At 68.1% G+C, this 25,711-nt stretch carries 22 protein-coding genes; 11 read left to right on the forward strand and 11 right to left on the reverse strand.

Annotated features, from left to right (window positions below):
* Nucleotides 1-35 precede the first annotated feature (35 nt).
* From KEG38_RS13555 to KEG38_RS13570, 4 genes are all read right to left on the reverse strand, one after another.
* On the reverse strand, nt 36-1,673 hold the full coding sequence (locus KEG38_RS13555) for a glycosyl hydrolase family 28-related protein (RefSeq protein ID WP_272419842.1): 1,638 nt from the start codon (nt 1,671-1,673) through the stop codon (nt 36-38).
* Nucleotides 1,674-1,689: 16 nt separating this feature from the next.
* Nucleotides 1,690-2,397 carry a diacylglycerol/polyprenol kinase family protein gene (locus KEG38_RS13560; RefSeq protein WP_272419843.1) on the reverse strand — a complete coding sequence of 236 codons (708 nt, stop codon included), beginning with the start codon at nt 2,395-2,397 and terminating at the stop codon, nt 1,690-1,692.
* An 80-nt stretch (nt 2,398-2,477) separates the two neighbouring features.
* Nucleotides 2,478-3,335, reverse strand: a complete 858-nt coding sequence (locus KEG38_RS13565; RefSeq protein ID WP_272419844.1) for a response regulator — start codon at nt 3,333-3,335, stop codon at nt 2,478-2,480.
* Between the two features lie 233 nt (nt 3,336-3,568).
* The gene (locus KEG38_RS13570) at nt 3,569-7,063 is read right to left on the reverse strand and encodes a nitric oxide synthase oxygenase (RefSeq protein WP_272419845.1); all 3,495 of its coding nucleotides are present in this window, start codon (nt 7,061-7,063) and stop codon (nt 3,569-3,571) included.
* Between the two features lie 118 nt (nt 7,064-7,181).
* On the opposite strand from KEG38_RS13570, the gene KEG38_RS13575 reads away from it, so the two are divergent.
* The 3 genes from KEG38_RS13575 to KEG38_RS13585 are packed head-to-tail and all read left to right on the forward strand — an operon-like array spanning nt 7,182 to nt 9,413.
* Entirely contained in the window at nt 7,182-7,940 is a 759-nt protein-coding gene (locus KEG38_RS13575; RefSeq protein ID WP_272419846.1) for an alpha/beta hydrolase, read from the forward strand.
* 49 nt (nt 7,941-7,989) lie between these two features.
* Nucleotides 7,990-8,811, forward strand: coding sequence for a hypothetical protein (locus tag KEG38_RS13580; RefSeq protein WP_272419847.1), 822 nt, complete (start codon nt 7,990-7,992; stop codon nt 8,809-8,811).
* Nucleotides 8,812-8,834: 23 nt separating this feature from the next.
* A complete protein-coding gene (locus tag KEG38_RS13585; RefSeq protein WP_272419848.1) occupies nt 8,835-9,413 on the forward strand; it encodes a DedA family protein in 579 nt (192 codons plus the stop codon).
* Here KEG38_RS13585 and KEG38_RS13590 read toward each other — a convergent pair.
* Together KEG38_RS13590 and KEG38_RS13595 are read right to left on the reverse strand one after the other, a co-directional pair.
* A complete protein-coding gene (locus KEG38_RS13590) occupies nt 9,358-10,230 on the reverse strand; it encodes a hypothetical protein (RefSeq protein ID WP_272419849.1) in 873 nt (290 codons plus the stop codon). The genes KEG38_RS13585 and KEG38_RS13590 overlap by 56 nt on opposite strands.
* A 659-nt stretch (nt 10,231-10,889) precedes the next feature.
* The gene (locus KEG38_RS13595; RefSeq protein ID WP_272419850.1) at nt 10,890-11,660 is read right to left on the reverse strand and encodes a hypothetical protein; all 771 of its coding nucleotides are present in this window, start codon (nt 11,658-11,660) and stop codon (nt 10,890-10,892) included.
* 476 nt (nt 11,661-12,136) lie between these two features.
* Here KEG38_RS13595 and KEG38_RS13600 point away from each other — a divergent pair, with 476 nt between their 5' ends.
* Both KEG38_RS13600 and KEG38_RS13605 read left to right on the forward strand, forming a co-directional pair.
* Nucleotides 12,137-12,490 (forward strand): hypothetical protein, encoded by a 354-nt coding sequence (locus tag KEG38_RS13600; protein ID WP_272419851.1) that lies wholly within the window; start codon nt 12,137-12,139, stop codon nt 12,488-12,490.
* Nucleotides 12,487-13,113, forward strand: a complete 627-nt coding sequence (locus KEG38_RS13605) for a hypothetical protein (protein ID WP_272419852.1) — start codon at nt 12,487-12,489, stop codon at nt 13,111-13,113. The genes KEG38_RS13600 and KEG38_RS13605 overlap by 4 nt, the downstream gene beginning before the upstream one ends.
* A 10-nt stretch (nt 13,114-13,123) precedes the next feature.
* On the opposite strand, the gene KEG38_RS13610 is transcribed toward KEG38_RS13605, so the two are convergent.
* The 3 genes from KEG38_RS13610 to KEG38_RS13620 form a co-directional block, all read right to left on the reverse strand.
* On the reverse strand, nt 13,124-13,987 hold the full coding sequence (locus KEG38_RS13610) for a hypothetical protein (protein WP_272419853.1): 864 nt from the start codon (nt 13,985-13,987) through the stop codon (nt 13,124-13,126).
* A gap of 16 nt (nt 13,988-14,003) precedes the next feature.
* Nucleotides 14,004-14,459, reverse strand: a complete 456-nt coding sequence (locus KEG38_RS13615) for a hypothetical protein (protein ID WP_272419854.1) — start codon at nt 14,457-14,459, stop codon at nt 14,004-14,006.
* 239 nt (nt 14,460-14,698) lie between these two features.
* The gene (locus tag KEG38_RS13620) at nt 14,699-15,913 is read right to left on the reverse strand and encodes a hypothetical protein (protein WP_272419855.1); all 1,215 of its coding nucleotides are present in this window, start codon (nt 15,911-15,913) and stop codon (nt 14,699-14,701) included.
* Nucleotides 15,914-16,069: 156 nt separating this feature from the next.
* Here KEG38_RS13620 and KEG38_RS13625 point away from each other — a divergent pair, with 156 nt between their 5' ends.
* A complete protein-coding gene (locus KEG38_RS13625; RefSeq protein WP_272419856.1) occupies nt 16,070-17,806 on the forward strand; it encodes an aldehyde dehydrogenase family protein in 1,737 nt (578 codons plus the stop codon).
* Nucleotides 17,807-17,904: 98 nt separating this feature from the next.
* Nucleotides 17,905-19,086 carry a PAS domain-containing protein gene (locus KEG38_RS13630; RefSeq protein ID WP_272419857.1) on the forward strand — a complete coding sequence of 394 codons (1,182 nt, stop codon included), beginning with the start codon at nt 17,905-17,907 and terminating at the stop codon, nt 19,084-19,086.
* Between the two features lie 3 nt (nt 19,087-19,089).
* Here KEG38_RS13630 and KEG38_RS13635 read toward each other — a convergent pair whose 3' ends face one another.
* Both KEG38_RS13635 and KEG38_RS13640 read right to left on the reverse strand, forming a co-directional pair.
* Entirely contained in the window at nt 19,090-19,599 is a 510-nt protein-coding gene (locus KEG38_RS13635; protein WP_272419858.1) for a hypothetical protein, read from the reverse strand.
* A gap of 129 nt (nt 19,600-19,728) precedes the next feature.
* On the reverse strand, nt 19,729-20,508 hold the full coding sequence (locus tag KEG38_RS13640) for an enoyl-CoA hydratase/isomerase family protein (RefSeq protein WP_272419859.1): 780 nt from the start codon (nt 20,506-20,508) through the stop codon (nt 19,729-19,731).
* Nucleotides 20,509-20,596: 88 nt separating this feature from the next.
* Here KEG38_RS13640 and KEG38_RS13645 point away from each other — a divergent pair, with 88 nt between their 5' ends.
* The 4 genes from KEG38_RS13645 (at nt 20,597) to KEG38_RS13660 (ending at nt 25,617) form a co-directional block, all read left to right on the forward strand.
* Nucleotides 20,597-21,217 carry a TetR/AcrR family transcriptional regulator gene (locus KEG38_RS13645; RefSeq protein ID WP_272419860.1) on the forward strand — a complete coding sequence of 207 codons (621 nt, stop codon included), beginning with the start codon at nt 20,597-20,599 and terminating at the stop codon, nt 21,215-21,217.
* Between the two features lie 20 nt (nt 21,218-21,237).
* Nucleotides 21,238-22,545: a monooxygenase gene (locus tag KEG38_RS13650; RefSeq protein ID WP_272419861.1), complete on the forward strand. Its 1,308-nt coding sequence runs from the start codon at nt 21,238-21,240 to the stop codon at nt 22,543-22,545.
* A 252-nt stretch (nt 22,546-22,797) separates the two neighbouring features.
* Entirely contained in the window at nt 22,798-23,178 is a 381-nt protein-coding gene (locus tag KEG38_RS13655) for a hypothetical protein (protein ID WP_272419862.1), read from the forward strand.
* A 195-nt stretch (nt 23,179-23,373) separates the two neighbouring features.
* Nucleotides 23,374-25,617 (forward strand): ATP-binding domain-containing protein, encoded by a 2,244-nt coding sequence (locus KEG38_RS13660; RefSeq protein WP_272419863.1) that lies wholly within the window; start codon nt 23,374-23,376, stop codon nt 25,615-25,617.
* Nucleotides 25,618-25,711: the final 94 nt, after the last annotated feature.

Consider the following 25,711-nt stretch of genomic DNA (forward strand, 5'->3'; position numbering starts at 1 on the left):
CGCGCAGGTTCGCGGACGTGGGCGCGAGCTCCGGCCTAGCGAAGTCGGGCGCGGCGGCGGCGGAGCTGATCTTCGTAGAGCGAGGGCGGGTCGAGCGTGTCGCCCTCGTCGAGGGCCTCGACCCAGTCGACGGGCATCGTGCCTTCGGCCATGGGCAGCGGCGACGCGGTGGTGACGTAGAGGCCCTCGGTCCCAATGACATACCCCGTGCCGAACTGGAGCGAGCGGAGCGCGCCCTTGCCGCGGTTGTTCCAGAGCACGTTCTCGGTGCCCGTGTGCCCGGCGCCCGTGCTCTCGTCGCCGCGGTTCACGATGGAGAAGCCGTCGTCGAAGGTCGAAGCGTCGATGAGGTTCGCGGTGGCGAGCGAGTGGTGGAACTCGGACAAACCCGTGAAGCCCGAGGCGTCGTTCATGTCGGTGAGCGATTTCCCGTTGCGGCTCTTTCCGCGCAAGAAGACGCAGCCCGTCGTGCCGAAGCCCCAGTTCTGGATGAAGTTGTGCCGGCCGCCGTCGCCCTCGCTGTCCGCGACGAGGATCTCGTTCGAGCGCCGGATCTCCAGGAGATAACCATTGCCGCCGCCGCCGCGGTTCTGGGCGAGGCCGAGCGAGACGTGGTCGACGGTGACGCGCGTGGCCTCTTCGAGGAGGATGCCGCCCGAGGCGAGGTGCGCGCCGCTGCCCGGGCCCTCGGCGGGCGCCGTGGGCGAGGGGAACGAGGCGACGTCCTTGATCCAGCAGTCGACGACGCGCCGGAGGTCGATCGCGTGCACCTGCGACTCGGCCCAGGCCTCGGCCCAGGAGACGGCGTTCGACACGCCGAGCGACTCGACGCCGCACTCGCGGATGAGGCCCGTGACGCGGCGCAGGCTCGCCCCGTCGCGCAGCTTCGCCGGGTATCGGAGCGGCGCGTCGAGCGTGATCCGGTGCGGCGTCTGGGCCTTGTCGACGGCGACGACGGTGCGGCGGAAGAAGGGCTGCCACGTGTCGTTGAAGGCCGTCCACGTGCCCGTCATGCCGTGCTCCTCGATGAAGGCGGGCGTGATGACAAAGCCGAGGAGGACGTCGTCGCCGGGCGCGAGGTCCTCGGCGTTTTCGACCTCGACGACGTCGGCGCGCGAGATCGCGTCGGCGGCGAGCGGGAGCTCGAGGTTCGGCTCGGCCTTGCCCACGAAGGCGAGGTGCGCGTCGTAGCTCATGCCCGCCGATCGCGTGAAGTGGAGCCGCGACTTCGCAGGGCCCGCGCCGCGCAGCACGACGCCCGACGCGGCGACGACGAGCTTGTCGTCGATCCGATAGAGCCCCTCGGGGAACGTGACGATCCCGCCGCCTTGGGCCGCGGCCTCGTCGATGGCGGCTTGCACGGCCAAGGTCGCGTCGGTCTGTCCGGTGGGATCGGCGCCGTGCGTGACGACGTCGAAGGTCGGCGCGGCCGCGGGCGCGCCGGGCGGGGCTTCGGCGTGGTGGTAGCCCGCGTAGGAGAAGTCGTGGAGGAAGTGGCCCTCGGCGTCCGTGAAGGAGGGCGTCCAGTCCTCGGGGTAGAGAGCGCTGCGGAAGGAGGCCGGGCCTGCGTCGGTGCCCGCGTCGGGCGCGGGCGGCGCGTCGGCGCCGGGCGGCTCGTCGCTGCACGCGGCGAGGCAAGGGAGGAAGGCGAGCAAGCCGAGGAGCGGGCGCATGGGCGCCCAGGATAGATCAGGACGCCGGGACGAACGCGCCCGCGATGGAGGCGGCGATCGCGACCGTGACGGGGATCGTGAAGTTGTCGTCGAGGCGTGAGGAGACGAGCTCGGCGATTGCGCCTGCGGCCGCGCCCGCGGAGGCGATGAGCAACATCGCGGGGAGCGGCAGACCGTGGAAGGCGGTGAGCGTTGCGAGCGCGGCGAGCGTGCCGACGGCGAAGAAGCCGAGCGTGCCTTCGAGCGAGCGGTTCGCAAGGATCTTCGTGCGCCCGATGCGCCGACCGATGAAGCCCGCTGCCGGATCGGCGAGGCCGAGGACCACGACGCCGAGCTCGGCCGCCTGGAAGGGCGCGAAGATCGACAGGCCGACCAGGGCCGTGAGGTACCACGTGGACGAGTTGACCCGGTGCCGCTCCATCGGGTGCGCGACGCGCGCGAAGAACCGCATGAGCCGCTCGTTGACGGCCGGACTCAGGCGCCTTGCGATCTCGCAGGACCAGGCCCACACGGCCAGCGATACGCTCGCAGCGATCAGCCACCCGCGGCTCGGCACGATGCGGAGCATGACGAGCGCAAGCAACGCTGAGGCGACGTGGAAGAGGCTGCGCGTCCAGTTTTCGGGCCGGGCGGGCGGCATGGGCGCCGGCGCAGGCACCGAGGGAAAAGGCACCGCAGGAAGCTCGATGTCGAGCGCGGTCGGATCGACGGTGGACTTGGACAAGGCAAACGAAGGCTACCCGCCACCCTCGCCCACGAGTTTCAGCTTTCTGTCATTTCGGTGAGGGTGAACCCACCAATGGTTCAGGCGCCTCGCGCGAGTCGACGCACGGCGTCAATGGTGGTGATCGGAATTTTGCTGCTCGACGACACGGAAGACGGGGCATCCTCGACCAGCCTGTGCATCATGACTTCGGCCACGGTGCTCGGCTCGATCGTGCGAGGCATGACCAGCGCGGCAGCGACGGCCGAATTGCGCTTTGCCGCCGCCACGGGCGGCCAGGTGGCCGAGGGGGAATCGTCGAGCACGATCATGGGCACGCCGTTCGGTTGCTTCGAGCGGAGGAGGCCGAGCACGCGGAGGAAACATCGCCGGTCGACCACGGCGCCGTCGACGCCCGCGCCTTCGAGGTCGAGGAACTGCGCGGCCTGGTCGACGCTCTCCAGCGAGACGACGTCGCAGCCGTGGCCGATGCGCAGGACCTTCTCGAGCGCCTCGCGCAAGCCGGCGTCGGCGTCGACGACGAGCACACGCCAGGCGCGCGGGGCCGCCTCCGCCTGCGGATTGCCCGTGAGGATGTGGGCGCGGCTGATGAGGAACGATTTCGAATGGGGTTTGCCCACGAAATCGTCGGCGCCCACGCCAAGGCCACGCAGTCGCGAACCGAACCGCGCGTCGCTCGAGAGGATCATGACCGGCAGGCGTTCGAGCGCCGGATCACGACGGATCTCGCGCAGAAGGTCGATCCCGTCGCCATCGGGCAGGAGCACGTCGAGGATGGCGAGGTCGAACGGGTCACGCTCGCGGTACTGCGCGAACGCGCGGCGCGCGGCATCCAGCGTGGGGACGGGTGTGACCCGGAAACCCGCCTCGCGGAGCTCCGCCGCGATGACCATGCGAACCGTGGTGCTGTCATCGACGAGAAGGACGTGCGGAGCCATTGAAGCGGACCTCCCGGTGAATCGTATCCCAGCAAGCAGCCTACATGGTTTTCGCCCGTTGCATAGTCTGTCTCGACACGTCTACGAAACAATAGGCAGGAAAACTACGCTACTCCATTGAGAATTCCGTAGGGTAACCCCCTCTTACGCCGGAATAGTGCTGATTTGTGGCATCATGCCAGTGCGATGACGCATGTCCCCGTCAGAAATTCGTCGTCCGTAATGGCGGAGGATCAACTGGGCGGCGCCCAGGCCTTCGGCTGATAGAAGAGGTTCGGCTTGAGCATGACGTCGGGGTGGTGGTCTTCGTCCATGTGGAACACCGACGTCGCGCTGCCGCCGATGGGCGGGACGATCCAGCTCCAGCGCATGTGCACGCAGCGGCCCTGGCCCTGCTCGGCCTGGGCAAACTGCACGAAGTCCTCGGCGGCCGTGTGGTGGTCGACGATCTTGACGCCTGCGCGCTCGAACGAGTGAACCACGGCCCGCACGAGCTCGACCTGCGCGCGATCGCGCCAGAGCGAGGAGGCGCGCTGCGTGTCGAGGCCGAGCCGCTCGGCGATCGCGGGGAGCATGTTGTAGCGATAGGGGTCGCTGAAGTTACGCGCGCCGATCTCGGTCGCCATGTACCAGCCGTTGAAAGGCGCGGCCGGGTACTTCACGCCGCCGATGTCGAGCAGCAGCTCGGACACGGCCGGAAGCGCGTACCAGCGGAGCCCCAGCGAGGCGAACCACGGGAGATCCGGGTGCACGAGCGGCACCTCGCGCACGACGCGCCGCGGGATCTCCATCCACCGCGGCTCGCGGCCGGGGAACTTTACGATCAGCGGCAAGAGGTCGAAGCGTGTGCGCGGGCCGCCTTTCCAGCCGAGCTCGAGCGCCTTCGTGGTGAGCTCGACGTTCGCCGGATCGCCGGTGATGGTGCCATCCGGGTTCGGGTAGCCCGCATATCGCAGAAGCTGGCCGTTCCAGATGCGTGGACCCTCGCCCGCGCGATTCGCGGGGGCGAGCACGGTCATCATGGCGCGCAGATTCCCGCCGTGCGTGGCGAGCTCGATGTGCTCGACGAGGGCCGAGAGGATCTCGTCTTCGTCCGTGAGATGGCGCATGTCGCGCACTTCGAGCCCGTTCCAGAAGAGGCGACCGATGCAACGGGTGGAGTTGCGCCAGGCGAGCTTCGCGCCGAAAGAGAGCTCGTCGTAGGTCTGGACGTAGGTACCCGTTCGTTCGAGCTCGGCGGAGACCTGAGCCCATCGCACCTCGAAGGCCCGCGGCGCGCCCTTTTCCCGGTAAAACTGGGCGAGATAGGCCCGCGCCTCCTCGGCGACGCCCGTATCCTGTCCCGCGACGACCGGTGGAATGACGCCGATCCCGTCCTCGCGGTGGGTGCCGTGTGCGAAAGGACAAACGCCGTCCGTACGTGATTTGGAGGAAGCTGGCACGGACGAGGGCGGCGGGGGGACGCTCGGCGGCCTCACGGGAGGTGGCGCGGCGGGGGGCGCGGAGGAGCCCGGCACATAAGAGATATTGACGGCCGGCGGGGGTTTCGGGAGCAGGCTCGCGGGAAAGGAAGGCGGCAGATGCAGCGGCGGCACGTGCACGGAGGGGGGCACGATGGTCGCGGGCGCGAGCAAGGAAGGCCTGCGGCCGGGCTGCGCGACGACGACGTTGCCCGCGATGAATTCCTCGATGTGGAGGTGCGTATCGAGCACGCCCTGTTCGAGCAGGAGCTGGCTCATCGCGCGGAGATAAGGAATCGGGCCGCAGAGGAACCATTCGGCGTCGGGATGGGCGTCGACGAGCGAGGCGACCTCGGCGGCGCCGAGTCGGCCCCAGACCTCGGTGAATCGAATGCGCGCCGTGACGTTCGGGCTCGCGGCGGCGAGCGCGTGGAGCTCGTCGGCATAAGGGGCCGAGGCGGGGCTGTGCGCCGAGTAATCGACGTGGACGCGGCGGGAGCCTCCAGTTTTGCGGATCGCGCGGCACGCGGCGATTGCGGGCGTCACGCCGATGCCGGCGACGAGATACACGACCGGGCGATCGTTCGGCGGCATCGTGAAATGGCCGCCGGGCGCCGAGATGCGGATGAGCGCGTCCTCGGGGCGGCGCTCGAAGAGCCAGGTGGAAAACACGCCGCCCGGGAGCCGCTTGACCGTGATCTCGTAATGGCCGTTCGACGTGGGCGCCGAGAGCGTGTAGGGCCGCTCGATGAAGCGGCCGTCGATCTCGGCCTGGATGACGATGTGCTGGCCCGGCTCGGCGGGGAGGACCTCGCCGTCGCGGGGGACGAGGCGGAAGGCGCGCACGCCCGGACAAACATCGATGGCGGAGACGATCTCGGCCGACGTCCAGGCACTCTTGCCGAGCATGTCGGCAATGCGGGGCAGGCACGCGCCGCACGCGCTGCCGGCGCGCGTGCGGTCGCGGATGGCCTCGGGCGTATTGCAGCCGGCGAGGATGGCGCGGCGGAGATCGCGCCGGCGCACGCGCATGCAGGTGCAGACGATCTCGTCGTCGGGGCGGAGCGAGGGCGGCGATTCGAGGTCGATGGAGCCCGTCTCGGTGAACGCGGCGCATTGCCACGGCGAAAGCGAGCCGCCTTCGAGGGCGAGCGCGAAGAGTTTTGGCAGATCGACCCAGTCGCCGCGGGCGGTGAACGAGAGGATGCGGCCGTCGTCGGGCGTGACCACGATTTCGCGTTCGAGGCCGCGGCGCGCGTCGATGAACCGATATTTGCCGCGCTCGTCGGGCGGGCCTTCGAGCCCCGGCTCGCTGACGGCGAGATGGTGCAGCTCCTCGCCCGGGACGTGGGAGGCGACGGCGTGGCGGCCGCGGGGCAGGTGATACAGCGAGGTGATGCAGGGTTTGCCCAGGAACCGGCCCGCGAAAATGGTGACGAATCCGCGGTGGGGCAGTTCGTACACGCTCTCCAGGCTGTCGAAATACTCCCGCAGCTCGGCGGATCGTTCGAGGATCGCGAGGAATCGATCGCCGGGGACGCGGAACGCCGTGACCGGTTCGTCGGCGAGGGCCGTGGCGGAGCGGGCCTCGCGCCGCAAAAGGCCCCGCTCGCCGACGCAATGGCCGGCCTCGACGCGTGAGAGGAGCTGCGGGCGCCCGCCTTTCTCGGCATAAACACCCACGGCCCCCGAGATGACGACGTATACGGCGTCGGCAGGCTCGCCCTGATAAAAAAGCGCCTCGCCGCGTTCGTACGTGACGAGCGTGGCGCCGAGACCGTCTTGTTCGAGATCCTCGGCCCCCCCAAGCTCACGCAGCGCTCGAAACAGGCTCGATTGCTGCACGAGCCGGTCGCGGAGCTGCGATTCGCCGAGGCGCACGAGGGCCTCGCGGCGGGGGTGGTCGGGTGGCAGGGCATTGCGGAAATCCTGGGCGGCGATACGGGCCACGGCAACGGGGCCCGTCGCGCGCACGGTGGCCGCCCTTCGCCCGCCCGCGCGGCCGAGCAGAGCTTGCTCGCCGAAGAGCGCGCCGGGTTCGAGGCGCGCGAGGCGGATCACGCCTCCGCCCGGCCGTGCGCCGAAGACCTGGCAAATGCCCTCGACCAGGACGAAGGCCGCGTCCCCGATTTCACCCTCCCGCACGATCTGCGCGCCGGATTCGTACCGCTGGACGACGATCCGCTCGAGCAGGGCGCTCGTCGCCTCCTGCCCGAGGCCTTCGAGCAGGCCGGCCTCGCGGATCAAGCCTTCGATTTCATGGCTCATTATCGATACGTCCCTTACCATCCATGCGCGCGGCCTCGCAAGACCGCCGAAAATGTGGAACAACACCGCGCCCTCGCGCGGCGCATGTGTGTCCTGTACGCGCGATCTCGATTACCTCATGTCCGCACCTACCGTTCATCTCCTCGGCCCGTTTCACGTCCCCGGCCTTTCGGCGCGCCATGTGCGCGTGTACGTCCCGCCGCGACGCACGCCGGGCAAGCCGCCCGTGCTCTACCTTTTCGACGGGCAGAACCTCTTTCACGACGAACCCTCGTTCGTCGGCGGCTGGCATCTGCACGAGGTCGGCGCGCGGCTTGCGGCCCGCGGCGAGCGCGTGCCCGTCATCGTGGGCATCGACCACGGCGGGCACGAGCGCATCGAAGAGCTCTCGCCGTTCCCCACGAAAAGTGGTCCCGGAAGGCTCGAGCTCTTGCTCGACTGGATGCGCGGCGGGCTCGGGCCCCAGATCGAACATCATTTCGGCGTATCCACGGATCCGGCCGACACGGGCGTCGGCGGCTCCTCGATGGGCGGCCTCGCCGCGCTTTACGTGCACCTCCGCGCGCCCGATCGGTTCGGCCTGGCGATGAGCATGTCGCCGTCGCTGCAGATCGGGCACGGCGCGATCTTCGACTGGATCGATTCGCAGCCGCGCCCGCGCGTCTCGCGCATTTACCTCGACGCGGGCGCGCTCGAGGCGGGGGGCGGGCTCTTGCGGGCGGCCGAGCGCCTCGCGCACAAGTTCGCCCAGCGAGGGTATGATCCACATTCGCTCAAGTTCGTCGCAGCAAAGCGCGGCGCCCACAACGAAAAGCACTGGCGGCGGCGGGCGCCCGGCGCGATTCGATTCCTCTTCGGCCGGAAGTGGCGCCGCTGATCGTATTTCCCCTTGCCGGAGGCGCCTTTCGCCAGTATCGGAGAGCCTCATGCGCTCTGCCTGCCTTGCCTCCGTCCTCGTCGCCCTTGCCTTCGCGCCGCCCGCGTTTGCCCAGGCCGTCCCGGGCCCGCCCGATGCGCCCGCGGCGCCGCCCGGCGCCCCGCCCACGCCGGGGCAGGACCCGGCGTCGCCGAAGGTGCCCGAGGCCGCCGAGCCCACGGCGCCGCCGTCCGGCATTGCCAAACCCGAAGAGCCGCCGCCTCCTGCGCCGCCGCCCGCGGCGGAGCCGGCCAAAGAGCCCGCGCAGGAGCCGGGAAAAGGCACGCCGCGCATTCACATCGAGGCGGATCGGCCGGGGGTGAAGCTCTTGCGCATCTCGGGGGTGGTCTCGGACCGGGCGGGCGAGGGGATCTTCGTGCGCACGGCATGCGAGGCGCCTTGCGACCGCATCGTGGATGGGCGCAAGGATCAGGTCTTTTTCTTCGGCGCCGACGGAATGGTGCCGTCGCGGGGATTCGTCCTGTCGAACGTGGGCGGCGACGTCGTGGCGCACGTGAACGGCGGGAGCTTCTTCGGGAGGCAGCTCGGCTTTCTTTTCGGCGGCTTCGGCGGCGCGGCCGTCCTCGGCGGCGCGATCATGCTGGGCATTGGGTACAGCGCCGATGGCGCGACGCTGAACAACGAGGGAAAGGTGACCCAGGGGGAAAACAAATCCCTCACGACGGGCGGCTTCGTCACGCTCGGCGTGGGCGCGGCGATGGTGGCCACGGGGATCACGCTCGTCCTTTTGAACAAGACGGAGATCAAGCTCGTGCAAGCGACGCCGAAATCGGCGGGCGTGCGGCTTCAAATGGGGCGCATCGTGTTCTGAGCGGGTGACGCCACGGGGGGGACGTGGAACATCTGATCGAGACGTACGGGTACGTCGCCGTGCTGATCGGCACGTTCTTCGAGGGGGAGACGGTGGCGATCCTCGGGGGCTTCGCGGCCCACCAGGGGCATCTGCGGTATTCGCTGGTCGTGCTGACGGCGTTCGTCGGGTCCGTCCTGGGGGACCAGTCCGCGTATTTCCTCGGCAGGCGTTATGGGCGATCCTTCGTGGATCGGCGTCCGAAGCTCGGGCCGCACATTGCGCGGGCGACGTCGCTCCTGGAGCGGCACCCGGTGCTCTTCATGTTCGGGTTCCGCTTCCTTTATGGTCTCCGCAACGTGGCGCCGGTCGCGATCGCCCTGAGCCGCATTTCGATGGCCCGTTTTCTCGTGCTGAACGTGATGTCGGCGGCGCTCTGGGCCGTGATCGTCACAGGGCTCGGGTATCTGTTCGGGCAAGCGGTCGAGGCGGCGTGGGGAAAGCTCCACGCGTGGGACGAGCGGCTGGCGATGGGCGCGGTGCTCGCGGCGATTTCGGTGTTCGGGTTCAATCTGCTGCGGGAGAGGGTGCAGCGGAGGCAGAGGGCGTCGCGGGGGCGGTGAGGCGGGGCGGGAAGCGCAGGGCGAGGTAGACGACGCTGAAGAGCGCGAAGGCGAAGACGGGGAGGTTGCGGGAGAGGTCGATGGGGGCGTAGGCGGTGCCGTAAGCGTCTTCGTAGTCGCTTTTCAGATGCGTGAAATTCGTGAATGCCGTGAGGGTCTGACCGATGAGGCCCATCGACACGAAGGCTCGCCAGTTGTTCCGCAGTCCTGCGATACCGGCGTAGCCCAGCAAGACCACCATCGACAAATCCGCAAACACCCAGGCACAGTTGTGGTCGTGGGTGCCTTCCTGGGTCATGTGCCTACCCACCGTGGGCGCGATGTCGAGCGTCATGGCGATGGCTACGAGGAGGAAGCCCCCTTGCAGCACCCTGAGCGCTGGGCCGACGGACTCTCGGGGGGCGAACCCATGGACGTCGGGAGGATACTTCCGACAGAGGTAGATGAGGATCGCTTCGGAGAGCGCCAGGCTCGCGAAGTTCCAGGCAAGGTACTCGGGGTGGTTGCTCGAGTGAAACATCGAGCTGGGAAGTGCCATGTCGAGGAAGTACACGAACGCGCCGAACGCACTGATCGACTTGTATACGACCGCAAGCAGGACGAACGCCGACCAGAGGCCACGCCATGCGACCACGCACGCGCCCCATGCCAGCGGAAGGAGTGTCGCGCTATAAAGTAGATCGAAATGGTCGAAATTCCCGCGATTCACCCAATACGAGCGAGCTGCCGAGCCGGTCGTCAGCACCGCAAAGACCACGAAGAGACGACGCAGCCAAAGGAGATCCTTCGCTGGTCGCGCGTTGATGTGACCGATCACTGGCAACCCCCAAAGTCAGCTTTCTTTTCGTTGAGGCATCGGTCGAGTTGCGTCGAGCAACAGGTTCGACAACGATCGCACTCGCGCCCCTCTTTGATACAGGCATGCTTGTAGCATGCGTAAGCGCAATCGCTGTGCGCGCGTTTGCATTGTTCCGGGGTCGGGTCGGATTGACAACCGTCCGTCATGGCGCAGGCAACCCGAACGTCCGGCTGTACAAGCTCAGCCCAGGTCTCTGCGACCACCGGCGGGTCGGCCTGCAACGCAGCCGGTGCTCGTCCGTTCTCAACCAGTGCATGGGCGCCAGGGAGGAAGCTGAGCACGACCAAAACTGCCACGACCCCCGCGACGCCGCCACGCACACGTTGCCCGATGTTCCCCATGCCCCACCTCGGGCTGTAAGGCTACCCCCAGGCTTCTCCAGGATACAAGCAGGTTCTACCGCCCCACTTTGTGATCTGGCAAGCCAAATGGCCTACCCGGGTAGGCCGCAACCGCCGCAAACAGCCCGTTCGGGCTCTCCGCAACCCGTTCAGCCCGGTTCCGGGGACCTCGCGGCCTCCCGGGAACGCCATCGAAGCTGCGCCACCCACCCGATCGGCCTCCTCGCGCCCCTTGCGGGGGCTTCGGACATGCCGATCGGCTGCCGCGTGTTGCCTTCACCCGTTCGCGGCAGACCCTCCGGCCTCTTGGACCGCGTTTCCCCCCGAAGGCCGCTTCTGCGTGGCCTCCCGGAACGCGTCGATCGGCCGCAGCGCCGTCCGGGCCCGCGTGATTGTCGCCGGCTCGTCTCGCTCCACCGTGGCGAGCACCTTCGTCGCGTAATCGACGAGCTCTTCCCCCATGGCGCGCACGTGCTCGCCGAGGTCCTCGGTCAGCGCCGTTTCGCGCTGGAGGAGACCCGCGACCATCTTGCCATATGCGACGTGCTGCGTGCGCACGTTGTCGAGGAACTCCTTGCCCGCGATCCGGTCGATATCGGTCGCGAATCCCTCGCCGTCGATGCGCCGGAGCACGGACTCGGCGATGGCATATTGCTCCGGGTAGGACTCGGTCAGGAACGAGAGGCCGCCTTCGCCGAACAGATTCGCGAGGATCTCATTCGAGCGTCGCGCGTCCGGATACGTGGCCTCGGGGAGCAACGTATAGGACTGGAGCCGCCCGCGCAGCGCGCTCCACGAATTGTCGCCCGCACGGTCGATGGGCCGCGAATCCTCGTCCGTGCCCTTGCCGAGCGCCTTCTTGCGCGCCGTATGCGCGACCTGCGCGGCCTCGGCCGTTTCGACGAGCCGTTTGGCGGCCTTTTCCACGGAGGAAGGCATCCCCGCGGGGCAAGCTTCCGCGAGGACGCGGCACAAGGTGATACCGCCCTCGAGGGTCATGATCGGGGCGCGAGCGTAAAGGGCGGGATCGAGGGAAGATTGGGACATGTGAGCCCGCTTAACACAAATGGCGGGCAGGGGGAAGGGTGGTGTTGTCGTCACGTGAAGGCGCCGTCGTCGTGCGGTCCACGGCAGCCCTCTGGACAGGTGCTGGCCGAGGACTAGGATGACAAGAGACCGAATACATGATGGATCGTGCCAAGAAACCGCGTCCCCGGCTTGCTTTCATAGCAGCGGCCGTTCTGTTCGTTTGTGTCTTCGGTGCTGGCATTTTCGTCGGCAGGTCGCTTCCGGAACGAAAACCATCGGCTTCCTCGAAGGACCCAGCGGAACGGCCTGCGGATCGCGCGACGCAGGCAGAGCTTTCGACGTGTCAAGAAAAACTGGCGGCCCATTCGCAAGCACGAGCGACCCCCTCGGACGCCGCGGCTCCTCCCGAGGCAGCGAACCGAGACGCGGCCGAGAAGCCCGCCACCGTCGAGGCGCTGGGAGGGGAGCTCTCGCAATGCAAGAGGCGCGCGTTCTTGACCAGCGCGGAGGTCTGCGTCGCCGCGGCCCGTCAATTCCATGCGTTGATGGCCTTGCCCAAGGATGGCTTGATGTGCGGGCCCAAGTCGCGGGCCGCGGATCTCGTCGAGGAGAACTTCGAGCGTTGCGCCGCGTTCGCAGACGTTCCCCCCGACGTTCGCGCCGACGAGCTCACGAAGGAGCAATCGAGCCTCGTCGCGGAGGCGGTCCGGATCCATCGGACGCTCACGGAGGAAGAGCTGCTCCGCCGTCTGAAAGAGTTCGTCTTCACGTGTACCGAGACGCCCCCGAAGTACCCTCCGGGGGTGGATTGGTCGAAGCAGCGGAAGCCCAACGAGGTTCCCCTGTGAACGAGCGTCCCGAGCGTGCCGGCCTCGTCGTGCGTCTCCTCGTCGGGCTGACCGTGGTCGCCCTCGTGTTCGGCGGGGGCGTGCTGGTCGGTTGGGCGACCCGAGAGCGAAGGCCGCCGGCCCGATCGAAGAGCGCGGAGCCTGTCTCCGCGAAGGAGGCGAAGAAAGAGATCGCGGCGTGTCGAAAGGAATTGCGACGGCTCGCGAAGGAGCAGATCGCTCCGCCTGTCGCTGTGACGCAAGACGCCGCGCCGGAGGAGGTGGCCAAGGTCGAGGCTCTACGGCGAGAGGTCCAGGAATGCAGGGTGCGAGAGACTTTGCAGAATGCTTATGTTTGCGGGACCATCGGCGATCACATCAACTTCTATCACGTCCTGGCACACGGCACGTTGTGCGCGGACCCTCCGGGGATTGGAGAGTACCTTCTCAACAGCCTCGACAAGTGCGCTGAGTTCGATGAGTTTCCTGCCCATCTGGACGAAGACGAGCTGACGCGAAGTGAATCGGCAAGAATTTACGAATCCCTCATCGAGCACGACGCTCAGAGCAAGAAAAACTTGGTCGAAGGCATGCAATGGACACGCCGCGAGTGCCGTCGCATCTGGGCGCTGCCCAAGGAATGAGCGAACGCGATCACAACGTCATCTCCCAGGCCGTCTGGGCGGGCGGGGCTGCTTCGGGGGGAGAACGAACCAGGTCGGAGGAAGGCGGCTGCGTCTGTGCTCCGCGGACACGGTCGGTCCTGCCTTCGTCGAGCTTTTCGAGCGCGAGGGTCAAGGCACCCCAGAGCCGCCACTGAAGAGGTACCGGGCCAGAAGAGAACGTGATGGGTGAGCGGAGCTCGAAGCCGATCGCCATCCTGTAACGCCTTATCGTCAGATCGCTCCCCCGGAACGCGAACGAGGGTACGATGTCGACGCTGACGTTGGTACCGCCGACCATGAACCCCAGGTTCGCCTGCGCGTGTTTCAGGTAAACGGCGTAGACCCGTATACCGCCGAGATACGCAATCGACAGGGGAACGTCCCGGGACCACGGCAGGATGGCTGCAGACGCCGCCCCAGTGAGCTGGATCAACGGCAGCGGCGTCTCCCAGAGATTGAGGTGGCCGGCCGTGGCAGGGGCGCCCGTGACGATGCCGCTCACGGGCTCGCTCGGCCTCTGCGAGCCTTGCCCGCGGGCGGCCATTTGCAGGATCCACCCGCCACGCCGGTTGTCGAAGAGAGGGATACCCACACTGATGCTCGCTTCGCCGACCCCAGGAGGGAGCACGGGCGTCCCGCTGGCGCAGGGAGAGTACCGCATCTGCCTGTATGAAAAACGCGACGTGGCGAGGACCGGAATCCCCGCCACGCGCTCTCTAACTTGCACCTGCCCGGCGCCCCAGTACCCCTGAAAGGACTCGGGGGGCGCGCAGGGGCCCTCCTGGGCGAACACCTCCGCGGGGCAGATGAAGGTGGAAACGATGCCGGAGATCGCGAGGAGGCGCACGAGCATGATCAGCCCACGCCCCTCACTCTTGGAGGATGATCTCCACATCGTCCATGGGGTGCGCCGCATACTGTCCCCGCTTTGGGCAGACCAAGAAGTTCAACCCCGCGTACACGATCTGGCCATCGGGGCTGAATTCTTTGACCACGTCAGGTGGATCGATGACATGGCAATACCCCGATTCGAAGTAGACGAAATCCCGACTGCAATAATTTTGAAACTGCTGCATCAGATAAACATACTCCGAGTAGGTGGCATTCTTTTGGCGGACTTCGTCGCACGGAGGGCCATACACCTGTCCCCCGTGGAGGAGCGGTTTCTCGGAGTAGTTCCACCCCTGGCAACACTCGACCAAGCACTCCACAGGGACGCAGTTGTCATCGAACCAGGGCCCCAAGCTGGGCTGTGCTTCCTCCGGCACGTCCCCGAACGTGCAGCCCGCGAGGGCGGACGCCGCCATGGCACCGGCCGTGATCACGGATGCTCGCCGAACCGCTGCCCGAACGATCCGGGCAGGCATCCAGTTCATCCATCGGTGAACGCGACAGGGAGGAAGGTTCGTCACGGGGGAAACGTATCAGGGGCGGTTTTCGCCTTGCAAGTATTGCAAGGCGCCGCCCCCGTGCGGCCAAGGTGGCCGTCGCGCTCCCGTCATCGCCGCGCTACGGGGTGGAACCGAGCAAGGCCTCCGGCATGCCCGATTTCACCCCGCAATGATCAGAACGTCACGCCAAGCCCGAACGTCCCCAAAATCTGAATCGCCCCTTCTTTATCGTAAAACGTCACCCCCACGCTCGGGAAGCGGGGATCCTTCGACTCCGCAATCACCGTGACCGGATCGGCCAGCGCCACGCCGATGCCAATGCCGCCGGACAGCGAGAATCCGCCGTCGCGCGTGAATACCGTGGTGTTGCCGATCATGCCGCCCAGAATCATCGAGCTCACGTTTTGCGTCGCGCTCACGTTCGTGAGCTGCGGGTGCGTCACGGTCGCGTCGAAGCTCTCGTAGCCGACGTGGCCCTTCAGCCAGAAGCCGCGCAGCGCCTTGCCCTCGAAATACACGCCGACATCGCCGGCGAGGGCCCAGCCGCTCGCGTCGAGGTTTTCCGTCGGCGAACCCCAGATCCACGTCGGCGAGATTTGCAGCGCGATGGGGCCCCAGACGGCCACCTCCGCCTCGAAGCTCAGGCGCCGGAAGAGCAAATCGAACGGATTCACGCGGGCCGACCAGCGACAGCATTTCGGGGGCGGCGGCGGAGGCGGAGGCGTCGGGCCCGTGCCCGTGCCCGCGCCCGCCGCGTTCGGATACCCTTGCGGCGGCGGATACCCTTGCGGATACCCTTGCGGATACCCCTGCGGATACCCCTGCGGATACCCTTGCTGCGGATATCCCGGTTGCTGTTGGGGATACCCCGGTTGCTGTTGCGGGTAACCGGGTTGCTGCTGCGGGTAGCCGGGTTGCTGCTGCGGGTAGCCGGGTTGCTGTTGCGGATATCCCGGTTGCTGCTGCGGGTAGCCCGGCTGTTGCTGCGGATACCCCTGCGGATATTGTTGCGGATATCCCGGTTGCTGCTGCGGGTAGCCCGGCTGTTGCTGCGGATACCCTTGGGGATATTGCGGAGGATATCCCGGTTGCTGCGGAGGATACCCCGGCTGCTGCGGCGGGTAGCCCGGCTGCTGCGGCGGTGTGCCCTGCGGCGGTTGCCCTTGCGGAGGCGCGCCCTGTTGCGGCGCTTGTCCTTGCTGCGGCGCTTGTCCCTGCTGGGGCGGCGTGCCTTGCTGCGGCGGCGCGGCCTGCTGCGGCGGAGGCGTCGGGAGCGCGGTCGGGGCCGGCGCGGTGGGGGCGGGCTGCTGCGCCGGCGCGGCCGCGGTCACGCTGAGCGCCGTCGTGACCGTCGCGAGCAAGATCCAGGGCGAAGAACGAAGTGCCATCGTCTGCGAATGTACCGGAGCCGCGCCCCGCGCGCCACGACACAAGCAACGCTCCAGCGCGTCGTCGACGTTTGGGGGCTCCGCTCCGAGATCGGAGCTCCGCCCCCAAGCCCCCTGTCGAATCCCTCCGCCGTCTGGGCTACCCTCGCCACCCCCATGACCGTCAGCGTCGCCGAAGACCGCCCTCTGTCCCGCGTGGAGCCGAACCACGCAGACCTCGACCGCGCCCTCGCCGAGCTCGGCGACAGCGCCCGCGCCTTCGCGCGTTTGCCCCCGCGGGACAAGGCCCGGCTCCTCCGCGAGGAGGTCCTGCCCCGCGTCGAGGCCTCCGCCCTGCGAATGGTCCAGGCGAGCTGCCACGAAAAAGGCATCGACGCCGCCGCCCCCATCGCCGGCGAGGAGTGGCTCGCCGGCCCCTGCACCATCGCCAGCAACGTCGCCGCCCTCGCCGACGCCCTCGACCAGATCGCCACGCGCGGCGCGCCCCGCTTGCCCTTCCGCGCGGTCCGTGAAGAGAACGGCCGCACGAAGGTCCGCGTCTTCCCGATGCGCGGCGCGGACGGCGCGTTGCTCTCCGGGTTCACCTGCGACGTGCACCTCGAACGAGGCGTGCGCCGCGCCGATGTCCGCGCCGAGCAGGCCACGTTTTACCGGCAAGCCGATCCCGAGGGCGGCATCTCCCTCGTGCTCGGGGCCGGCAACGTCGCGAGCATCGGGCCGATGGATACGCTGCACACGCTCTTCAACGAGGGCCGCGTCGTCCTCCTCAAGACGAGCCCGGTCAACGCTTACCTCGGCCCGATCCTCGAGGACATGCTCGCGCCCCTGATCTCGCGCGGGTTCGTGCGGATCGTGCACGGCGGGCCGGAGGTCGGCAGCTACCTCGCGTCGCACCGCCTGGTCTCGCACGTGCACATCACGGGCTCGCAGCACACGCACGACATCATCGTCTGGGGCAAACCCGGGCCGGAGCAGGACGCGCGGCGGGCGGCGAACGATCCCGTCCTGAAGAAGCCGATCACCTCGGAGCTCGGCAACGTGAGCCCCGTCGTCGTCGTGCCCTACCTCTACGCCGAGGACGAGCTCTGGTTCCAGGCGCGCAGCATCGCCACGCAGATCGTCAACAACGCCTCGTTCAACTGCAACGCCGCGAAGATGCTCGTCCTCGCCCGCGGCTGGGCGCAGCGGGATCTGTTCCTCGACAAGCTCCAGCAAGCCCTCGGCGAGGTGCGCCCGCGGAAAGCGTATTACCCGGGCGCGGAGCAGCGTCACGCCTCGCTCGTGAAGGGGCACGACCGCGTGCGTTTCATCGGCGAGGCGAGCCCCGGTGTCTTGCCCTGGACGATGATCACCGACCTCGACCCCGCGGATGCGCGCGAGCCCCTCTTTTCCACCGAGCCCTTCTGCGGCATCGTCAGCGAGGTTTCGGTCGGCTCCGACGACCCGGCCGAGTTCCTCGCCGCCGCGACGCGTTTCTGCAACGACACCCTCTGGGGCACGCTCTCCGCGTCGATCGTTTGTCCGAGCATTTTGGAGGACGATCCCGTCGCCTCCGCCGCGCTCGAGCGCGCCATCGACGAGCTCCGTTATGGTGCCGTCGCCGTGAATCACTGGCCCGGGCTCGTGTACGGGACCGTCACGGCCCCGTGGGGCGGTCATCCGAGCGTGACGCTCGCCGACGTGAAGAGCGGCATCGGCTTCGTCCACAACACGGTCATGCTCGGGCGTATCGAGAAGGCCGTCCTCCGGGGTCCGCTCAAGACGTTCCCGCGGCCTCCCTTCTTCTACGATCACCGCAACATGGCCGTCACGGCGGAGCGGCTCCTCCGGTATTATGCCCGGCCCGGATGGGGGCGTATTCCGGCCGTCGCAATGGCGGCACTCCGCGGTTGACGTTTCCTCTTCGTGCACGATTTCTCCCAGGTTGGTCTTGACCCGGGCCGACCCCACGGTTCTGATGGATCTCGGACGCGCTTGCGTTTTGCACGACGATGCATCGAGATCCCAGCGCCGAGCGTTTTTTCCGGTTCCAGTCCGCTCCTTGCCTCGAGGTCGATTTCGACGGAGCGATCGGGGCCGCGAACCCGGCGTTTTGTCAGGTCGCCGGGCGGAGCGAGGACGAACTCCAGGCCGCGGGCCTCGTCGCGCTCTTCGCGCCCGATGCCCGCGCGGAGGTATCGGCGGCGCTCGCGCGCGGGGCGGCGCGGGAGGTCGTCACGTTTGATCTCCCGCTCGTGCGGCCCGAGGGAGAGCTCCGCTGGCTCGAATGGCGCGGCGTCACCTTCCCCGAGCATCGGGTTTTTCGCATTGTCGCGCACGACGTGACCGCGCTCTGGCGCGCGGAGGCGGAGGCGCGGGAGCGAGAGCGGTTTCTCGGCACGCTCCTCGGCAACCTCCCGGGGATGGCCTACCGGTGTCGCAACGATTCGCATTGGAGCATGGAGTTCGTGAGCGCGGGATGCGAGGCCGTCTGCGGGTACGGCGTCGACGAGATGCTCGAGAATGCGAAGGTCTCCTGGGGCGACCTGATCCACCCGGAGGACCGGGGCGGCGTCTGGAGAGATGTGCAGGCCGCGATCGACGCGCGCGCGCCCTACCATCTCAAGTACCGGATCCGCACGAAATCGGGCGAGGCGCGGTGGGTGGAGGAGCAGGGGCGCGGCGTGTTCGATACGTCGGGCGTGTTCCTCGCGCTCGAAGGGTTCATCACGGACGTGACCGTGCGCATGCTGGCCAAGCAGGAGCTCGAGGCGAAGCTCCGCGTGATCGCCGAGCAAAAGGAGCAGATCCAGCACCTCTCGCTGCCGATCATCGAGGTCTGGGACGGCGTGATCACGCTCCCCGTGGTGGGCAAACTCGACGATCAGCGCGCCGAGCGGATCATGCAGGGATTGCTCGATACCGTGGTGCGGACGCAGAGCCAGCACGTGATCATCGATCTCACGGCCGTGGAGGAGGTCGACGGGGCCGTGGCCGAGCACATCGTGCGGATCCTGCGAGCCGTGCAGCTCCTCGGCGCGGAGGGCGCGCTCTCGGGCATGCAGCCGAAGGTGGCGCAGGCGCTCGTTTCGCTTTCGGCCGACCTCGGCGGCGCGCGCACGTGGCCGGACCTGCGCGCCGCGCTTCGCGCCAGCATGCGCGTGCCGGCGCGGGCGGTGGGCGCGAAGCGGTGATCGTCAACGCCCGCGGTCGATCCGCACCCGCACCGTCGGAATGAAATCCCGCGACACGGTGCGCCCCGTGGTGAATGCACCCGGCCGCTGGACGAGGATGTTCGTGTACTGGATGCGGGCGAGCTGCGCGTACGAGCGGCCCGGACAATCGATTTCGGGCATGTGATCCTGGACGCGCAGCGTGAGCGTCGTGCGCACGTTGCCGCGGACATCGGCGCGGGCGAGCCGCGCGTCGTCGACCGGAATGCTCGCGATGCGCTGGCCGCGCGGCCCGCCGAGGGGCTGGCCGCGGTGATCGACGCACACGAACGTGGCCAGCGCGCGGGCCGATCCGATGTAGCCGACCTCGGAGCGCTGAGGCAGGAAGATCTCGGAGATATCGAGCGAGAGGTCGCCGAATTCGTCGATCGTCGCGTCGTCGATGGAGAGATTCATGGCTGCCGCCTGGCCGGCGCAGAGCGCGACGGCGGCGCCCGAGAGCACGGCGAGAGCCGCTCCCAGCGTACGTTTCATGATGTTTCCCCCTTGTCGAATGGAACGGACGTGCGTGTTCCGTCCGGTGGCATTGTCCATCCGGCCATGCAAGAGGGCGGCCGTCCGTGCGGCTCGGATCGATTCGAGGGAACCGCGAGAATCGCGGAATCAGCGACCGGAGAATGCCGGTTTTCTTTTTTCGCTGGCGGCGCGGAGACCTTCGCCGAGATCCTCGCTCGCGTAACTCACGGCCTGCTCGTAAGCCTCGCGGTCGAGGGCATGGGCGAGCGCGCCGCGGTCGATGCCGAGGGAGCGCTTGAGCGCGCGCACCACGAGCGGGGCGGATTCCGCGATCTGGGCGGCGAGCTCCGCGGCGCGGGGGCGCACGCGATCGCCGGGGAGCGCTTCGAGGGCCATGCCCCAGGCCGCGGCGTCGCGGCCCGTGAAGCGGCGGCCGGTGAGCAGGAGCTCCGCGGCGCGTTCGGCGCCCACGCGGCGCGGCACGAGGTACGTCGCGCCCATGCCCGGGTGCAGGCCGAGCGACGCGAAATTCACCGCGAGCCGGCTGTCCTCGTCGACGACCACGAGGTCGGCCGCGAGCGCGACGCAGAGCCCCGCGCCGATCGCCGGCCCTCGCACGGCCGCGACCACGGGCACGTCGAGCTCCGTGATCGACAGATACCGGTGGTAAAACCCGAGCATGAAGGCCCGCGCCTCCGCGAAGCTCGCGGCGCGCAGGCGCTCCAGCATGGCGAGGTCGCCGCCCGCGGAGAATGCGTCTCCCGCGCCCGCGAGCACGACGGCGCGGACGGACGCGTCACGCGCGATCTCGCGCACGCGCGCGGCGAGCGCGTCCCCGAGCTCGGGGCTCATGGCGTTTTTTCGGCGAACGTCGTCGAGGACGAGCGTGGCGACGGCGCCGTCGCGTTCGAGGTGGACGTCGGGCATGCGAGCCCTCTAACACGATAGAACATGCACTTGGTGTGCAAAAAAACTACTTGCACTCGGAGTGCAGATAGGTAGAGTCATCGTCGCGATGCACACCAAGGAGCCCGCCACGCAGACGCCGGCCGATGGGCGCCACGCGCGCGCCGAGCGCACGCGGGAGGCGATCGTGGAGGCACTGCTCGCGCTGCTCGGGGAGGGCGTCTTGCGTCCTTCGGGCGAGCAAATCGCCGAGCGCGCGGGGGTGTCGCGGCGGGCGATCTGGAACCATTTCACCGACCTCGACGATCTGCTCGCGTGCGCGGCGCGGCGGCGGATGGAGACGGTCATGCCGCTCTGGCCGAAGCTACCGCGGGACGGAACGGCGGCGGAGCGGGCGCGGGCCGTCGCCGAGGGGGTGGGTCGGTTCCACGAGCACGTCGCGCCCGTGCGCCGCGCGGCCGTGCTTTTCGCGCACGACCTGGCATTCCTCGCGGGGCAGCTCCGCGAGGCGGCGCGCATGCATCGGGCCGCCATTCGCGCGGTGTTCGAGGCCGAGATCGAGGCGGCGCCCGAGGAGACGCGGGCGGTCTTGCTCGCGGGGCTCGCGGCGGCGGCGAGTTTTTCGATGTGGGAGGAGCTTCGGAGGAACCAGGAGCTCTCGGTGGACGAGGCGACCTGCGCCGTGCGGATCGAGCTCGAGGGAATGCTCGAGCGCGCGGCGCGGAATTAGGCGCGGTGAAGGAGGAGAACATGCTTGCTTTCGACGGTGTTCGGATCGCGTGTGTGCTCGTGGCGCTCGGTGCTTTGGCGGGCTGCACGAATGGCGGGAGTAGCGGCGGCCCGGGTACGCCCGCGGCGGGAGCCCTGACGTACCATCGCGACATCAAGCCGCTCGTCGATACGAAATGCGGCAAATGCCACGCGGAGGGCGGCGTCGGCCCGTTCGCGCTCACGACGTACGAGGAGGTGCACGCGATGCGCGGCGCCGTCGAGGCCGCCATCGTGGCGAAAACGATGCCGCCCTGGCCCGCGGACAACGATTGCAACGAGTACCTCGGCAACAGGTCGCTCACGGACGAGCAAATCGACACGATCTCGCGCTGGATCGCGGACGGGGCGCCCGAGGGCAACCCGGCGGACGCGCCCGTGCCGGTCGAGGACACCGCGCAGACGCTCTCCCGCGTCGACCTCGAATTGCCCATCCCCGAGGCGTACACCCCGAAGGTCTCGCCCGACGATTACCATTGCTTCTTCGTCGACTGGCCCGCGGAGGAGACGACGTACATCACGGGCATGGGCGTCGAGCCGGGGGAGAGGTCGATCGTCCATCACGTGATCGCGTTCGTGGCGAAGCCCGACAACCTCGCGGATTTCCAGGCGCTCGACGACGCCGAGCCGGGCGTCGGCTGGACCTGCTACGGCGGCCCCGGCGGCGGTCCTTCGTCGGCGGGCTGGGTCGGCGCGTGGGTGCCCGGCAGCACCGGCGCCGATTATCCGGCGGGCACGGGGATCGAGATTCCCCCGGGATCGAAGCTCATCGTGCAGATGCATTACAACACCTCGGCGGCGGCGGCGGTGCCGGATCAGACGAAGCTCCTCGTGCGAACGGACAAGACCGTGGAGAAGAAGGCCGCGATCATGCCGTTCACGAAGATCTCCTGGGTCACGCAGCAGACCATGACGATCCCCGCGCACACGAGCGACGTCATGCACGAGGTCATGGCCGATCCGTCGCCGTATTTGAATATCGCCACGGGCGGCGCCCTGCCGTCGAACACACCCGTCAACATCTACACGGGTGGCGTGCACATGCACACGCGCGGCAAGAGCGGCTCGCTCCGGGTCGTGCGGGGTGATGCGGAGGAATGCCTGGTTGACATCCCATCCTGGAATTTCCACTGGCAGGGGTCGTATGCGTTGAAAGCGCCCACTCGCTTCGAGCCGGGCGATCAACTTCATCTGAAGTGCACCTGGGACAACACCGAGATGTACGACATAAATTGGGGCGAGGGGACGAACGACGAAATGTGTCTCGGAACGGTCTACGTCAGCGAATGACCCTACCTGGACGCGCGATGCCCTACGGGGAGCTACGGCGATCGCAGGCTCCCTGATCATCCCGAGCAGACGACGGCCGCCATTGCCGGATGGTTCCGACCTCGGGGATCTCTATTCATTCGCTTGACTCCAAACGATTCTAAGGGATCCTCGAAGGGTTCGCGGCGTTAATCGCGCCTAACTTCCGCCGCGAAATGGATTGTCACTTGGGGGCCTCGAAGGGTGCTCGAGGTTCCACACAGGAGTCACGCCATGGGTTTTGCGAAGCTCGGGATGGTGTCGGTCGCTTGCTGTCTTTTTGCGATCGGCTGCGTGGCCGATCGCGACGACATCATGTCGCTCGAATTCACGGATTCGCAGCCGTTGAGCGTCGAAGCCAAGCCCGAGCTGCCGGACAAGCCCGACAAGCCGGAGCCGATTCCTCCGGTCGAATCGTGCGGGCCGCCCAGCAACAATAAGGTGCTCATCTGCCACGTCGTGCCGCAGTTCCAAGACATTACCCTGTGCGTCGACGACCACGCCGTGCCCGCGCACCTGGCTCACGGCGACACGCTGGGCGCATGCCCGGGGCAACCGGTCCCCCCCAAGCCCCCTGAATATCCTGACTACCCCGATTACCCCCCGAAGCCGTAGCTCGGCGCGAGGTGGGCTTCGGCAGGGGGCACGTCGGCGCGTGACGCTCGCGGCTTCCGCGGCTCGCGGCGTGCCCCCTCGCCGACGACATATATCCTAGCAAAAACATTCTTCTTTTCAAGTCTTGCTGGAACCGGGCCTAACCCGTAGTTTCCGCCTCGCCGGTGACCTTTTCGTCACCCGGCGGGAGGGAGCATGGAAGGTACGGGCGAACGGCCCATTTCCAGCGAACCCGGGTCCGTCGTTGCCGAGGAGCTAAGGCTCCTCGCGAGGACACGTGAGGCCCTCGCAGAGGCGCGAGGCCCTCGCCGCGGCGCACGGCCGGACGGGGAAGGCCTGCGCGCGCTCCGGGACGCATGGAACACGGCCGGCGAGGAGGACAGGCCCGCATTGCTCGCGCAAATGCACGAGGAGCAGGCTCGGCTGGAGCGGGCGCGCGAGGATCGTTTCCCGGATCCGGCGGCGCCTTATTTTGCGCATCTGCGTGTCCGCGTGGCGGGTCGGACGCGCGACGTGATGCTCGGCGCGGCGCCGCTGCTCGACGGCAAGCGCGGCGTCACCATCGTGGAATGGCGGAAATCGCCGATCGCCGAGGTGTTTTTCTCGTGCGAGGAGGGCGAGGACTACGAGATCGAGGTGGACGGCCGCATCATCGAGGGCAAGGTTGAAGAGCGGCGGCTCCTCACGTTCGAGGGCGGCGCGCTCGCGAGCATCACCGTCCCGGGCGGCGTGCTGCTGCGCGAGGGCGACACGTGGCGCTTCGAGCCGCGCGCATGGGCTCCCCGGCTCGTGGACCCCACGTCCCCGCGACGGACGCCGGAGACCCGCAATCCGTTCATCACGCTTGATGCCGAGCAGCAGGCCCTGGTCGATCGGGAGCCATGCGCGCCGCTGCTCGTGCTCGGCTCGGCCGGCTCGGGAAAAACCACGGTGGCGCTCCACCGCGTGGCCGCGTTGCGTCGGCGGTTTCCGGATGTCTTTCCGGCCAAACGTATGCTCGTGCTCGTCCCCGAGCCAGGGCTCCGTCGTCTGTCCGAGCGGATTCTCGAAGGACTCGCGGTGGAGGGCGTGCTTGTCCGCACATTCGAGGACTGGATTCGCGCCGAGGCGCGCCGCGTGTTCTCGTGGCTCCCGCACCACGAGCCGCCGGATCCGCCGTTCGCCGCGTGCCGCTTGAAACGTCACCCGGCGCTTTTTGCGGCGATCGATCGGCTGATCGACGAGGACACGAGCGCCCTCGCGCGCAAGCTCGACCGCCTGCTCGGCTTCCGCGGTGCGCTGCGGAAGGAACTCGAAGCGCGGAATGAGCCGATCCTGCGGGAACGGCTGCAGGCGATCGAGGCGGGTTTGGCGAGGGAAACGCCCGGCGAGAAAGGGCGGCTCCTCTGCGAGGCGCTCGCCGAGGAGCAGGACAAACTCGCGCGGGTGCGGGGCGATCACCGGAGGCTCGTGGGGGATCGGGCGTTGCTCGCGCGTGCCGTCGAGGCGTCGGAGGGTGATCTGCCGGCGGGGATCGTCGAGCAGGTCGCGGCGCACACGAAGCAGCAGCTCGCGATGACGAGCGAGGAGGCGTATGCGCACGTGGACGCGGACCGGCTCGCCACGCTCGATGGGCGGACGCTCGATGCTGGCACGCCCGAGGAGACGTCGGGCACGGTGGACGTGGAGGATTATGCGATCCTCTTCGAATTGCTCTACCGCCGGACGGGCGCGGGCGCGACGAAGGCCGGCACGCTCTCCCGGTATGCGCACATCGTGCTCGACGAGGCCCAGGAGCTCGCGCCGATCGAGCTCCGCGTGATTGGGCGGGCGCTCGATCCGCAGGGCAGCGTGACCGTGGCCGGGGACGCGGCGCAACGAATCGATCGGTCGGGCCATTTCCGCTCGTGGGAGGCCGTGATGGAGGCGCTTTCCGTGCGGAGCGAGCCGGCGTTTTTGGAGACGTCGTACCGCTCGCCGCGGCCCGTCGTGGAGTTTGCCCACGTGATCCTCGGCGCGGAGGCGCCTGCCGAGGTGCCGCGCGCGCCGCGGGAGGGCGCGGATGTGCTGCGGACGATCGTACCCGGCGAGGGGCACGCCGCGGCGGTCCTTTGCGAGGCGCTCCGGCAATTGCGCGCCGACGATCCGTATGCGTCGGTGGCGATCATCGCGCGCGACGAGCCTTCTGCGCGGGCCGTGCACGAGGCCGTCGCCCGGGGCATGCCGTGCCGACTCGTGCGGGACGGGGACTTTTCGTTCGGGCCGGGGATCGAGGTGACGGAGGTGTCCGAGGTGAAAGGCCTCGAATTCGATTACGTCATCGTCCCGGATGCGAGCGCGAAGGTTTGGCCCGACGCCCCGGATCATCGACGGGCGCTCCACGTGGCCGTGACGCGTGCGATGCGGCGGGTGTGGATCCTGTCGCCCGGGGAGCCCTCGCCGATTTTGCCTTCGCAATGAGGTGCCGCGTTGGTTTGGTGAGCTGAACGGTGTAACCAGCGTTGCGGACGAGGGGGCTCGTGTTGGGGCTTCTACGCATAAATGCGTATTTTTT

Source organism: Polyangium jinanense (genome assembly GCF_028435265.1).
GTDB classification, from domain to species: Bacteria; Myxococcota_A; Polyangia; order Polyangiales; family Polyangiaceae; genus Polyangium; species Polyangium jinanense.

Coding starts and splice junctions, on each gene's coding strand:
- KEG38_RS13555 (WP_272419842.1), bottom strand. CDS start 1,673: ATGCGCCCGCTCCTCGGCTTGCTCGCCTTCCTCCCTTGCCTCGCCGCG.
- KEG38_RS13565 (WP_272419844.1), bottom strand. CDS start 3,335: ATGGCTCCGCACGTCCTTCTCGTCGATGACAGCACCACGGTTCGCATG.
- KEG38_RS13570 (WP_272419845.1), bottom strand. CDS start 7,063: ATGAGCCATGAAATCGAAGGCTTGATCCGCGAGGCCGGCCTGCTCGAA.
- KEG38_RS13575 (WP_272419846.1), top strand. CDS start 7,182: ATGTCCGCACCTACCGTTCATCTCCTCGGCCCGTTTCACGTCCCCGGC.
- KEG38_RS13580 (WP_272419847.1), top strand. CDS start 7,990: ATGCGCTCTGCCTGCCTTGCCTCCGTCCTCGTCGCCCTTGCCTTCGCG.
- KEG38_RS13595 (WP_272419850.1), bottom strand. CDS start 11,660: ATGTCCCAATCTTCCCTCGATCCCGCCCTTTACGCTCGCGCCCCGATC.
- KEG38_RS13610 (WP_272419853.1), bottom strand. CDS start 13,987: ATGCTCGTGCGCCTCCTCGCGATCTCCGGCATCGTTTCCACCTTCATC.
- KEG38_RS13620 (WP_272419855.1), bottom strand. CDS start 15,913: ATGGCACTTCGTTCTTCGCCCTGGATCTTGCTCGCGACGGTCACGACG.
- KEG38_RS13625 (WP_272419856.1), top strand. CDS start 16,070: ATGACCGTCAGCGTCGCCGAAGACCGCCCTCTGTCCCGCGTGGAGCCG.
- KEG38_RS13630 (WP_272419857.1), top strand. CDS start 17,905: ATGCATCGAGATCCCAGCGCCGAGCGTTTTTTCCGGTTCCAGTCCGCT.
- KEG38_RS13635 (WP_272419858.1), bottom strand. CDS start 19,599: ATGAAACGTACGCTGGGAGCGGCTCTCGCCGTGCTCTCGGGCGCCGCC.
- KEG38_RS13640 (WP_272419859.1), bottom strand. CDS start 20,508: ATGCCCGACGTCCACCTCGAACGCGACGGCGCCGTCGCCACGCTCGTC.
- KEG38_RS13645 (WP_272419860.1), top strand. CDS start 20,597: ATGCACACCAAGGAGCCCGCCACGCAGACGCCGGCCGATGGGCGCCAC.
- KEG38_RS13650 (WP_272419861.1), top strand. CDS start 21,238: ATGCTTGCTTTCGACGGTGTTCGGATCGCGTGTGTGCTCGTGGCGCTC.
- KEG38_RS13655 (WP_272419862.1), top strand. CDS start 22,798: ATGGGTTTTGCGAAGCTCGGGATGGTGTCGGTCGCTTGCTGTCTTTTT.
- KEG38_RS13660 (WP_272419863.1), top strand. CDS start 23,374: ATGGAAGGTACGGGCGAACGGCCCATTTCCAGCGAACCCGGGTCCGTC.